The sequence below is a fragment of the Streptomyces sp. NPDC096079 genome (assembly GCF_040303145.1).
Taxonomy (GTDB): domain Bacteria; phylum Actinomycetota; class Actinomycetes; order Streptomycetales; family Streptomycetaceae; genus Streptomyces.
The window spans coordinates 170,236-181,926 of the sequence record NZ_JBEOST010000005.1; the positions used below are offsets into that span (position 1 = coordinate 170,236).

Here is an 11,691-nt window from a genome sequence, read left to right on the forward strand (position 1 = left end):
TGTACGGGCCTCCGGGGGCGGCGGCAGACCGGTTTTCGCTTGACCCGAATGGCCACACGGGCCGTGCCCGACTTCGCGTGCGGCCATGTGGGGGAGGGGCGGGACGGATAACCGGGCGGGGACCTGGGCACAACGGAGGCAGGCCCGCCCCGCGGGGAGCGGGGGCGGGTGGGAACGGCGGCGTGCCCCGTTGCCGCGGGCCTTGGGCCGATTTATCGTCCCAGCACGATTCGCGAGCAAGATCACAAAATGTGAAGGGGCCGCGACATGGTGGCGAAGAAGACCGCCGCGAAGAGGACCTCGGTCGCCGGCTCCGCCGGTGCGACCGGGGTCGCCGAGGACGTGGCCGGAAAGGGTTCGGCGGTCGACGGGAAGCCGGTCGCCGGGACGTCGGACGCGAAGACGTCCGCCGCGAAGACGCCGGTCGCGAGGAAGTCGGTCGCGAAGAAGGTCCCGGCCGGTGCGAAGGCGGTCGCGGAGAAGGCCCCGGCCGGGAAGAAGTCGGTCACGGACAAGGCCCCGGCCACGAAGGCGGCCGCGAGGAAGACGGCCGCGAAGACGGCCGCGAAGAAGGCGCCCGCCGAGAAGGCGTCCGCCGAGGAGGCCGCGGCCTCCGCCGACGCGGCCTCCACCCCGAAGACGCCCGCCAAGAAGGCCGTGGCGAGGAAAGCGGCCGCCAGGAAGGCGCCCGCCGCGAAGAAGCAGACAGGAGCCAGGACGGTGGCAGCGAAGAAGACCGCGGGTGGCGTCACGACCGTCGAGGACGAGGCGGCGGTGCCCCCGGCCCGCGCCGGTGAGCTCGCGGTGCGTCCCGGCGAGGACCCATGGACGCCCGAGGAGGTCGCCGAGGCCCGCAGCGGCCTCCAGGCGGAGGTGCTGCGGCTCCGCAGCGAGCTGGTGCACTCCCAGGAGGAGCTGACCGGGCTGATGCGGGACTCCGGCGACGGCGCCGGGGACGACCAGGCCGACACCGGTTCCAAGAACATCACGCGCGAGCACGAGCTGGCCCTCGCGGCGAACGCCCAGGAGATGCTGGAGCAGTCCGAGCACGCCCTGGAGCGGCTCGACGCGGGCACGTACGGCCTGTGCGAGGTGTGCGGCAAGCCGATCGGCAAGGCGCGGATGCAGGCCTTCCCGCGGGCCACGCTCTGCGTCGAGGACAAACAGCGACAGGAGCGGCGCGGCTGACGATCTCGGCTGCCGGTCTCGTACGCCTGTGCCGTACCCTCGGTGCACGGTCAGGCATCGAGGTCGAGGGACTCACTCACGTGGCAGAGGCGGAGCGCATCATCGGTACGCCGGATTCAGCAGGGGCCGACGAGACGGCCGTCCCGGACGACGGCACGGCCACCCCCGACGGTGCGGCCGCTCCCGAGGAGCGGCCCAGGGGCAGGCGCCGGATCGTCGCCCTGTTCGTCGTGGCCGTCCTCGCCTACCTGCTCGACCTCGGCAGCAAGATGCTGGTGGTCGCCAAGCTGGAGGGCCACGAGCCGATCGAGCTGATCGGCGACGTACTGCGTCTCGACGCCATCCGGAACCCGGGCGCCGCCTTCGGCATGGGCGAGGCCTTCACGATCATCTTCACCGTCATCGCGGCCGCCGTGATCGTCGTGATCATCCGGCTGGCGCGGAAGCTCTACAGCCTGCCCTGGGCGATCGCGCTCGGTCTGCTGCTCGGCGGCGCCCTCGGCAACCTCACGGACCGGATCTTCCGCTCGCCGGGCGTCTTCGAGGGCGCGGTCGTGGACTTCATCGCCCCCGCGCACTTCGCCGTCTTCAACCTCGCCGACTCGGCCATCGTCTGCGGCGGCATCCTGATCGTCCTGCTGTCCTTCCGGGGCCTGGACCCCGACGGCACCGTCCACAAGGACTGACAAGGCATACTCGACGGGTGAGCACGAGTCCCGAGATCCGCACGCTGCCCGTTCCCGATGGCCTGGAGGGCGAGCGCGTCGACGCCGCCATCGCCCGTATGTTCGGGTTCTCCCGTACGAAGGCGGCCGAGCTGGCCGCCGCAGGGAAGGTCCAGGTCGACGGCTCCGTCGTCGGCAAGTCCGAGCGGGTCAGCGGCGGCGCGTGGCTCGAGGTCGAGATGCCGGGCGCGGCCGCGCCCGTGCAGATCGTCGCGGAGCCCGTCGAGGGCATGGAGATCGTCCACGACGACGACGACATCGTCGTGATCATGAAGCCGGTCGGCGTCGCCGCCCACCCCAGCCCCGGCTGGACCGGCACCACGGTCATCGGCGGTCTCGCCGCCGCCGGGTACCGCATCTCCACCTCCGGCGCCGCCGAGCGCCAGGGCATCGTGCACCGCCTCGACGTCGGCACCTCCGGTCTGATGGTGGTGGCGAAGTCCGAGTACGCGTACACCTCGCTCAAGCGCCAGTTCAAGGAGCGCGTGGTCGACAAGCGCTACAACGCGCTCGTCCAGGGCCACCCCGACCCGATGAGCGGCACCATCGACGCGCCGATCGGCCGGCACCCGAACCACGACTACAAGTGGGCGGTCACCGCCGAGGGCAAGCCCTCCGTCACGCACTACGACCTGATCGAGGCGTACCGCTCGGCCTCGCTGCTCGACATCAAGCTGGAGACGGGCCGCACCCACCAGATCCGGGTGCACATGTCCGCCCACCGCCACCCCTGCGTCGGCGACCTCACCTACGGCGCCGACCCGACGCTCGCCAAGCGCCTCGGCCTGACCCGGCAGTGGCTGCACGCCGTCCGCCTCGGCTTCGAGCACCCGGGCGACGGGTCCTGGGTCGAGTTCGCCAGCACCTACCCGGAGGACCTGCAGAAGGCCCTCGACCGGATCGCATCGGAGAGCCAGTGAGCGACACGTACAGCGTCCGCGAGGCGGTCGTCGACGGTGACCGGGAGGCGTGCTTCGCGGTGCGCCGCGAGGTCTTCGTCGAGGAGCAGGGCGTTCCGCGGGAGCTGGAGTACGACCCGTACGACGCGACCGCGGTGCACGTGCTCGCGGTCCGCGCGGACGGGGTGCCGCTGGGCACCGGGCGGCTCCTGCACGGGGCGGACGCGACCGGCAAGACCGGCGGCGACACCTCCGTGGGCTCCCTCGGACGGCTCGCGGTCGCCAAGGCGGCGCGCGGTCTCGGCATCGGCGCGGCGCTCGTGAAGGGCATCGAGGACGCGGCGCGGGAGCGCGGTCTGAGCGCCGTCGACCTGCACGCGCAGACCCACGCGCTGGGCTTCTACGAGCGGCTGGGGTACGTGGCGTACGGCCCCGAGTTCCCGGACGCGGGGATGCCGCACCGGGCCATGCGGCGCACACTCTAAAGCCCCCAGCGGGGGCGATTGCTTCCAAAACGGACGTACGTGACAGGGTGGGGCCGTGGATCAACTGGCCCTGCTCTTCCTCCTGCTCCTCGGCGCCCTGCTGACCGTGCCGCTCGGCGACCGGCTCGGGCTGCCCGCGCCCGTCCTGATGACCCTCGTCGGGATCGCGCTGGCCTTCCTGCCCTTCGTGCCGAACGTCGACATCCCGCCGGAGTTCATCCTCCCGCTGGTGCTGCCGCCGCTGCTGTACGCCTCCGTGCAGCGGACCTCCTGGCGGCAGTTCGCGGCCAACCGGCGGCCCATCTTCCTGCTCGCGGTCGCCCTGGTCTTCGTCACCACGGCCGCGGTCGGCGCCGTGGCGCACTCGCTCGTGCCCGGTCTCCCGCTGGCCGCCGCCGTGGCGCTGGGCGCCCTCGTCGCGCCGCCGGACCCGGTCGCGGCGACCGCCGTGGCCGGCTCGCTCGGGCTGCCGCGCCGGCTGGTGTCGATCCTGGAGGGCGAGGGGCTCTTCAACGACGTCACCGCGATCGTGCTCTACCACGTCGCGATCTCCGCCGTCGTCAGCGGCTCCTTCTCCTGGCCCGAGGCGCTCGGCGAGTTCGTGCTCTCCGCCGTGGTCGCCGTGGTCGTCGGTCTGGCCCTCGGCTGGCTCTGCAACAAGCTCATCGGGCTCCTCGGCGACGTCACCCTGCAGACCGGCCTCACCCTCCTCGTCCCCTTCGTGAGCTACGTCCTCGCCGAGGAGCTGCACGGCTCCGGCGTCCTCGCGGTCCTGCTCACCGCGCTCTTCCTGGCCGAGCACGCCGCCGACGCCGACGACGTCATGGGCCGCCTCGCCGGGCAGACCTTCTGGCAGATCGTCGACACCCTCGTCACCGGCATCGCCTTCGGCCTCATCGGTCTGGAGCTCATCCACGTCTTCGGGGTCGCCGAGGGCCACGGCGGGGAGATGCTGGGCTGGGGCGCGGCCGTGGTCGGCGTGGTCGTCGGCGTCCGGCTGCTCTGGCTGCTCCCCGCCACCTGGCTGGCGAAGAGGCTGCACACGCTCCGGGACGTCGACGAGGAGATCCCGATGAGCTGGCGGGAGACCGTCGTCATGTGGTGGGCGGGGATGCGCGGGGTGGCCTCCGTCGCGCTGGCGCTCGCCATCCCGCTCCGCACCGAGGACGGCGCTCCCTTCCCCGGCCGCGACGAGATCGTCTTCATCGCCTTCTGCGTGATCATCGCCACCCTCGTCTTCCAGGGCCTCACCCTGCCCTGGCTGGTCAAGCGGCTCGGGGTGCGGGCCGACACGGACGCCGAGCGCGCCCTGGAGCGGGACCTCGCGATCCGGGCCGCCAAGGCGGCCAAGCGCAGGCTCAAGGAGATCGAGGAGGTCGAGGACCTGCCCGAGGAGGTCCAGGAGCGGCTGCTGCGCGGGGCGTACGACATCGGGGCGCGGATCAGTCCCGACATGGTGGACGACGAGCGGCGGGCCGCGTTCGTGGAGCGGACGAAGCGGTTCAAGGCGGTGCAGCGGATCCAGCGGGAGCTGATGTCGGCCGCCCGGCACGAGGTCCTCGCGGCGCGCAGCGAACCGGGCGCCGACCCCGAGGTGGTGGACCGGGTGCTGCGCCAGCTGGACGTGCGCAGCATGCGCTGACGGCGGGGCGTGCCCGTGCGGGTGGCAGGATGGGACGCATGGACATCATGCTCTTCCACTCGGCCTACGGGCTGACCCCTTCCGTCGAGGCGGCCGCCGAGCGGCTCCGGGCCGCCGGCCACCAGGTCTGGACGCCGGACCTCTACGACGGCCGGACGGTCGGGACGGTCGAGGAGGGCGTGGTGCTGCGCGACGAGATCGGCAAGGACGAGCTGCTGAAGCGGGCGGTGCTGGCCGCCGCTCCCTACTCCGAGCGCGGTCTTGTCTACATGGGCCTGTCCCTCGGGGCCTCGATCGCGCAGACCCTGGCGCTAGGGGACGAGAAGGCGCGCGGGCTGCTGCTGCTCCACGGCACCTCGGACATCGCGGAGTCCGCCTCGGTGGACGAGCTGCCGGTCCAGCTGCACGTGGCCGAGCCCGACCCGTTCGAGACCGACGACTGGCTGTCCTCCTGGTACCTCCAGATGCGCAAGGCCGGCGCGGACGTGGAGATCTACCGCTACCGGGGCGCGGGTCACGTGTACACGGACCCGGAGCTGCCCGACTGGGACGAGGAGGCGGCGGAGCGGACCTGGTCGGTGGCGATGTCGTTCCTGGACAGTCTGTAGGACCGGGCCGAAAGGGCTGCGGCCCCCGGGGAGTTCCCCGGGGGCCGCAGCCGTGTGTCGCGGACGTGCCGTCAGGCGCGGTACGCGGTCCAGGAGTCGTTCATCCGGGTCACCTGGCCCGAGGTGAACTGGTACATGCAGGAGTCGTACGTGTAGTCCATGAAGTTGTGGATCGGGTCCACACCGGCCTTCGAGGTGCAGGAGTCACGGCCGGTCGGGCACTCGTACGCGGGGCTCTTCTCGGCCGGGGTGTCGGAGACGTAGTCGCCGTTGCCCGTGCAGCCGCCCTGGAAGGTGTGGTACAGGCCCATCCAGTGGCCGACCTCGTGGGTGGCGGTGTCGCCCTGGTTGTAGTTGGTCGCGGAGCCGCCGGGCACCGAGGCGTCGAGGATGACGACGCCGTCCATCTTCGGGCTGGCCTTGTAGGAGGACGGGAAGGTCGCCCAGCCGAGCAGGCCGCCGCCGAGGTTGGCGGTGTAGACGTTCAGCGCGTTGGCGCCGCCCTTGCGCAGGGTGTTCTTCATGTCCTTCTCGGCCTGGGTGCCGTCGGACAGGTTGTACCAGGTGGCGTTGTCCGTGTAGTCGGTGCCGGCCAGGGTGAACTGGAAGTTGGTGTTCGCGTTGCCGGTGCCCTGGCCGCCGTAGGCCGCGTTCAGGACGGCCATCTGGTTGTTGATGGCGGTGCTGGACAGCTTGCCCGTGGTGCCGCTGTGGACGACGTGGAAGTAGACGGGGATGTTCACCGCGGCGGCGGCGCCGGCGGAGGCGCTGAGCCGGCCGGAGGAACGGGCCGCGGAGAGCTTCTTCTTCAGGTCGTCGTCCATGGCCTTGGCCTTGGCGGCGGTGACCTCGTTGGGCTCGGCGTCGTGGTCCGCCGCGCCGCGCGCCTTGCGGGCGCCGGAGAGCGCCGTCGTGCCGTCGGCGCACTCCTCGGCGGAGGCCAGGGCGGCTCCGGCCGGGGCGGCGACGGGGGCGGAGAGCGGGGCGATGGCCAGGGTTCCGGCCAGGACGGCGGTGCCCATCAGACGACGTGTCATACGCGGCGATATGCGGACAAGAGCACGCACGGGTGACTCCTTGCGGGGGGTGTGTGGAGAGGGACTTCCTCGCCACCGCCCGGACATTACGCGTCCATGTCAGAGGTCGTTGAGGATTGATCAAGCCCAATCATTCGTGGGGCAATTCGGGGCATCGGGAAGAAAATCTTGCGTCGCTTCCAGCGTTTGAGACGTGGACGTAACGAACGACGTGACAGAGGCGGGTGGTGTGTCCGGATTCGATCGCCGGAACCCACCACCCGCCGTAGTGATGTGATCTCCCGTTAACAAGGAAGATCATGGCTGAAAATCGCCTACAGGGAGGCGGCTACAGCACCGGCTGGTACACCCGCTCGACACGCTGCGTTCCGCTCAGCGTCCGGTACGAGCGCGCCCAGGACGTCGTCGCGGCCGGGTCCTTCTTGTCGGAGACCGTGTAGTAGTCCATCTGCGAGCGCGCGGCGGTCACGTCGAGCACGCCGTAGCCGTGGTGGTCCATGTCCACCCACTTCACATGGCGGTTGGCCGCCTTCACGGCGCCCGCGGCCACCACCGAGAGCGTCCCGGGTGCCACGTGCAGGAGGTCGTCCAGGTTGTCCGAGGTCACCGAGGTGACCACGAACTCCGTCGCCGCCGAGGCCGAGAGCGGGTACGTCGCGGCCTTCACCGGCACGTCGTTGGCCCAGGCCATGTGGATGTCGCCGGTCAGGAAGACCGTGTTCCTGATCGCCCGCGCGGTCAGGTGCGCGAGCAGCTCCTTGCGGTCGTCCGTGTAGCCGTCCCACTGGTCGACGTTGACCGCGAGCCCCTCCGTCGGCAGGCCCATCAGCTCGGCCAGCGGCTCCAGGAGGTGGGCCGGCAGGGCGCCGAAGGCGACCGGCGAGATCATCACCGAGGTGCCGACCAGCTGCCAGGTCGCGTCCGAGCCGGCGAGGCCGGCCTTCAGCCAGTCCAGCTGCGCGCGGCCCGTGATGGACCGCTCCGGGTCGTCCACCGCGCCGCTGCCCGCCTTCGCCTGCGCGGACCGGAACGACCGCAGGTCGAGCAGATGGAGATCGGCCAGCCTGCCGAAGCGCAGACGACGGAAGACGGTGCCCTCCGTGGAGGCGCGGACCGGCATCCACTCGAAGTACGCCTGCTTGGCGGCCGCCACCCGGGCCGCCCAGTCGCCCTCGGCGCCGGGCGTGTGGTTCTCGGCCCCGCCCGACCAGGCGTCGTTGGCGAACTCGTGGTCGTCCCAGATCGCGATGACCGGGTGCGCCGCGTGCAGCGCCTGGAGGTCGGGGTCCGTCTTGTACTTCCCGTGCCGGGTGCGGTAGTCGGCGAGCGAGACGATCTCGTGGCGCGGTTCGTGCTGCCGGACGACGTACTTCGCCTCGGGGTAGGAGCCGGTGGCGTACTCGTACAGGTAGTCGCCGAGGTGCAGGACGGCGTCCAGGTCCGCGCGGGCCGCGAGATGGCGGTACGCGGAGAAGTGGCCGGACTCCCAGTTCGCGCAGGAGACCACGCCGAAGCGGACGCCGGGCGCGGCGGCGTCGGCGGCCGGCGCGGTGCGGGTGCGGGCGGCGGGGGAGGCGGCCGACCCCGCGGTGAAGCGGAACCAGTAGGCGGTGGCCGGGCGCAGGCCGCGGACGTCGGCCTTCACCGTGTGGTCGGAGGCGGCGCTCGCCGTGGTGGTGCCCGAGGCGACGACCCGGGCGAAGGAGCGGTCCTCGGCGAGCTCCCAGCCGACCTGGACGTCGGGGCCGAGACCGGAGCCGGGGACGGCGTCGGGGGTGGGGGTGACGCGCGTCCAGAGCAGGACGCCGTCGGGCAGCGGGTCGCCGGAGGCGACGCCGTGGAGGAAGGCGGGTGCCCCGGAGTCCGCGCGCGCCGCGGAGGCCGCGCCCAGGAGCGCGGGAGCGGTGGCGGCGGTGGCGGCGGCGGCCTTGACGACCGAGCGCCGGCTGGGGGCAGGAGATATGAAACGACTGGTCACGGGCAGTCAGATTACTGACGGGTACGTCCGAGGGGCAGACGAATTCCGGAAGTTCGCCGACTCGTCGCCCCCCGGTCGCCCGAGCCGGGTACACCTCGGCCCCGGACCGCGCCGGTCCGGGGCCGAGAGGAGGAGGGGCGCCGGTCCCGGGGGCCGGGACCGGGGGAGCGTCAGGCCTTGAGGGCCGCGGTGATCGCCGTGTCGAACTCGGCCACCGTCATCGGGGGGTTGTCCGTGCCCGCGACCGTGACCGGCTTGCCGTTCATCTTCAGCGTCGGAGTGCCCTGCACCCCGCTCTCGTCGAAGGCCTTCGACATCTTCATCGCCCACGCGTCGAAGGTGCCGTCCTCGACGTGCTTCTTGAACGCGGCGTTCCCCTTGAGGGCGGGGACCGAGTCCGCCACCTCCAGGAGGTAGGAGTCCTTGGCGAACTTGTCGTCCTTCTCCTCCGGGTGGAACTTCGTGGAGTAGAGGGCGGCCTTGTACTTCAGGAAGGCCTCCGGGCTGACGTCCAGCGCGGCACCGAGCGCCGACAGCGCGTTCTTCGAGCCCTCGCCCGGGATGCCGTTGTCGATGAACGTGGCACCGACGTACTTGATCTTGTACTTGCCGGCCTCGACGTCCTTCTCCACCGTGGAGCCCACGGACTGCTCGAAGGTCGCGCAGACCGGGCAGCGCGAGTCCTCGTACAGCTCCAGCGTCTTCTTCGCGGAGTCCTTGCCGATGACGACGGTCGTGCCGTTCGTGCCCGTGGTGTTCTTCGGGGCGGTCACCGACTTCGCGTCGGCCGCCGCCTCCCACTGGGAGGGCTTGTTCGACTGGACGACGGCGTAGCCGATGCCGCCGGCGGCGGCCAGGACGGCCACGGCCGAGACGCCGACGACGAGCTGCCGGCGCGCCCGGTCCTTCTTCGCCTGACGCTCGCGCTCCTCGCGCAGCCGCTCGCGGGCGGCGGCCTTGTTGGCGTGGCTGTTGCGTGCACTCATGATCGTGATCTCCGTGAAAGGTGGGGAAGGGCAGGGGGACGCGCGGGACCCGCTCAGACGAGAGCGAGCACCGGACGCGGCGGCCCCCGCCGCCCGACGGAGTGCACCAGGAGCCGGGCACGGGAGGACCGGGGCCGCCCCGTGGGCCGGCCGGCCCGCAGCGGCGCCGGACCCGCCGCCCGGAAGAAGGCCGCCACCAGCAGCAGCGGCCGGAACGCGAAGGCCTCCACCGCGCGGACCAGCCGGGCCAGGGCCCGCTCCCCGCCGCGCAGCCAGCACGCCGCCGAGAGCCCCACGCCCACATGGGCCAGGAGCAGCAGCCACGGCAGCGCCGGGTCGGGGGAGGCGAGCAGCGCGGCCGCGCTCCCGCTCTCCGGCGCCACCACCCCGGGCAGCGGCGTGCCCACGGCGCCGCCGCAGAACACCTCCACGCCCACCGAACGCAGCGAACCGGCGACCGGGCCGCCGGCGGGTCCGTAACAGACCGACTGGCCGCTGGTGAAGAGCGTGTCGGCGGCCAGTTCGAGCGGGACCAGGAGCCCGGCGATCGGGCCGAGGCCGCGCTCGCGGCCGGCCAGCGCGTACGCCACGGCGAAGACGCCGGCCGCGACGGGGACGACCGTCCCCAGCGGCAGCGGCACGCGGGAGAGCAGCACGTGGGACGCCACGGACAGCGTCACGACCAGTGCCGTGAAGAACGCCGCCCGCAGCGCCCTCAGCTGCGTCCCTGCCATGTCCATCGCTGTGGAGTGTCCCATGCCGGCCCGTAAGACGTCCCTAAAGGAAGTCTGTGGGAGGCCGTACCGGCCCCTACAGCCCCGGGATCCGGCCGTTGCGGAAGAGGTCCACGAAGATCTGGTGGTCCGCCCGCGCCCGCGCCCCGTACGTGTGCGCGAAGTCGACGAGGAGCCGGGCGAAGCCCTCCTCGTCGGCGGCGATGGCCGCGTCGATGGCCCGCTCCGTCGAGAACGGCACCAGCGAGTGGCCGCTCTCGTCGTCCGCCGCCGCGTGCATGGTGGCCGTCGCCCGGCCCAGGTCGGCGACGGTGGCCGCGATCTCCTCCGGGTCGTCGATGTCCGACCAGTCCAGGTCCACCGCGTACGGCGACACCTCGGCGACCAGCTGGCCCGCCCCGTCCAGCTCCGTCCAGCCCAGCCACGGGTCGGCGTGCGCCTGGAGGGCCCGCTGCGAGATCACGGTGCGGTGCCCCTCGTGCCGGAAGTACTCCCGCACCGCCGCGTCCGTGACGTGCCGCGAGACCGCCGGGGTCTGCGCCTGCTTCAGGTAGATCACGACGTCGTTCTCCAGGGCGTCGCTGTTGCCCTCCAGGAGGATGTTGTACGAGGGGAGGCCGGCCGAGCCGATGCCGATCCCGCGCCGTCCGACGACGTCCTTCACGCGGTACGAGTCGGGGCGGGCCAGCGAGGACTCCGGCAGGGTCTCCAGGTAGCCGTCGAAGGCCGCGAGGACCTTGTACCGGGTGGCGGCGTCCAGCTCGATCGCCCCGCCGCCCGACGAGAAGCGCCGCTCGAAGTCGCGGATCTCGGTCATCGAGTCGAGCAGCCCGAAGCGGGTCAGCGCCCGGGCCTCGCGCAGGGCGCCGAGCAGCGCCCCGTCGGCGGTCTCCAGGGTGAAGGCGGGGACCTCGTCCCCCTTGGCGCCGGTGGCCAGGGCGTGGATCCGCTCCCGGTACGCGCCCGCGTAGATCCGGACGAGCTCGGTGATCTGGTCGTCGCCGAGCGCCTTCGCGTAGCCGAGGAGCGCGAGGGAGGCGGACAGGCGCTTCAGGTCCCAGGTGAAGGGACCGACGTAGGCCTCGTCGAAGTCGTTGACGTTGAAGACGAGCCGGCCGTTGGCGTCCATGTACGTGCCGAAGTTCTCGGCGTGGAGATCGCCGTGGATCCAGACCCGTCCGGTCCGCTCGTCCAGGTAGGGGCCGCCGTGCGCCTCCCGCTCCAGGTCCGAGTAGAACAGGCAGGCCGTGCCCCGGTAGAAGGCGAAGGCGGAGCCGGCCATCTTCCGGAACTTGACGCGGAAGGCCGCCGGGTCGGCGGCGAGGAGCTCGCCGAAGGCGGTGTCGAAGACGGCGAGGATGTGCTCACCGCGCTCTGCTGCGGTGGGCTGCGGGACCGACATCGAGGGT

11 protein-coding genes are annotated in these 11,691 nt (G+C 72.0%); 6 read left to right on the forward strand and 5 right to left on the reverse strand.

What is annotated here, in order from left to right; translation table 11 throughout:
* The first annotated feature begins 267 nt into the window (after positions 1 to 267).
* From ABTY59_RS13170 to ABTY59_RS13195, 6 genes are all read left to right on the forward strand, one after another.
* Complete coding sequence (locus ABTY59_RS13170) at positions 268 to 1,188, forward strand: TraR/DksA family transcriptional regulator (protein WP_352019009.1); 921 nt, start codon at positions 268 to 270, stop codon at positions 1,186 to 1,188.
* Positions 1,189 to 1,268: 80 nt separating this feature from the next.
* The gene (gene lspA / locus ABTY59_RS13175) at positions 1,269 to 1,874 is read left to right on the forward strand and encodes a signal peptidase II (RefSeq protein ID WP_352019010.1); all 606 of its coding nucleotides are present in this window, start codon (positions 1,269 to 1,271) and stop codon (positions 1,872 to 1,874) included.
* A gap of 17 nt (positions 1,875 to 1,891) precedes the next feature.
* Complete coding sequence (locus ABTY59_RS13180; protein ID WP_352019011.1) at positions 1,892 to 2,833, forward strand: RluA family pseudouridine synthase; 942 nt, start codon at positions 1,892 to 1,894, stop codon at positions 2,831 to 2,833.
* Positions 2,830 to 3,297 carry a GNAT family N-acetyltransferase gene (locus tag ABTY59_RS13185; protein WP_352019012.1) on the forward strand — a complete coding sequence of 156 codons (468 nt, stop codon included), beginning with the start codon at positions 2,830 to 2,832 and terminating at the stop codon, positions 3,295 to 3,297. Before ABTY59_RS13180 ends, ABTY59_RS13185 begins: the two co-directional genes overlap by 4 nt.
* A gap of 55 nt (positions 3,298 to 3,352) precedes the next feature.
* Positions 3,353 to 4,939, forward strand: a complete 1,587-nt coding sequence (locus tag ABTY59_RS13190; RefSeq protein ID WP_352019013.1) for a Na+/H+ antiporter — start codon at positions 3,353 to 3,355, stop codon at positions 4,937 to 4,939.
* Positions 4,940 to 4,977: 38 nt separating this feature from the next.
* The gene (locus tag ABTY59_RS13195) at positions 4,978 to 5,547 is read left to right on the forward strand and encodes a dienelactone hydrolase family protein (RefSeq protein ID WP_352019014.1); all 570 of its coding nucleotides are present in this window, start codon (positions 4,978 to 4,980) and stop codon (positions 5,545 to 5,547) included.
* A 71-nt stretch (positions 5,548 to 5,618) separates the two neighbouring features.
* Here ABTY59_RS13195 and ABTY59_RS13200 read toward each other — a convergent pair whose 3' ends face one another.
* The 5 genes from ABTY59_RS13200 to ABTY59_RS13220 all read right to left on the reverse strand — a co-directional run bounded on the left by ABTY59_RS13200 (position 5,619) and on the right by ABTY59_RS13220 (position 11,684).
* The gene (locus tag ABTY59_RS13200) at positions 5,619 to 6,584 is read right to left on the reverse strand and encodes a zinc metalloprotease (RefSeq protein WP_352019015.1); all 966 of its coding nucleotides are present in this window, start codon (positions 6,582 to 6,584) and stop codon (positions 5,619 to 5,621) included.
* Positions 6,585 to 6,912: 328 nt separating this feature from the next.
* Complete coding sequence (locus ABTY59_RS13205) at positions 6,913 to 8,562, reverse strand: alkaline phosphatase D family protein (RefSeq protein WP_352019016.1); 1,650 nt, start codon at positions 8,560 to 8,562, stop codon at positions 6,913 to 6,915.
* A gap of 170 nt (positions 8,563 to 8,732) precedes the next feature.
* A complete protein-coding gene (locus tag ABTY59_RS13210) occupies positions 8,733 to 9,548 on the reverse strand; it encodes a thioredoxin domain-containing protein (RefSeq protein ID WP_352019017.1) in 816 nt (271 codons plus the stop codon).
* 53 nt (positions 9,549 to 9,601) lie between these two features.
* Positions 9,602 to 10,288 (reverse strand): hypothetical protein, encoded by a 687-nt coding sequence (locus tag ABTY59_RS13215; protein ID WP_352019018.1) that lies wholly within the window; start codon positions 10,286 to 10,288, stop codon positions 9,602 to 9,604.
* 70 nt (positions 10,289 to 10,358) lie between these two features.
* Entirely contained in the window at positions 10,359 to 11,684 is a 1,326-nt protein-coding gene (locus ABTY59_RS13220) for a DUF2252 domain-containing protein (RefSeq protein WP_352019019.1), read from the reverse strand.
* Positions 11,685 to 11,691 lie beyond the last annotated feature (7 nt).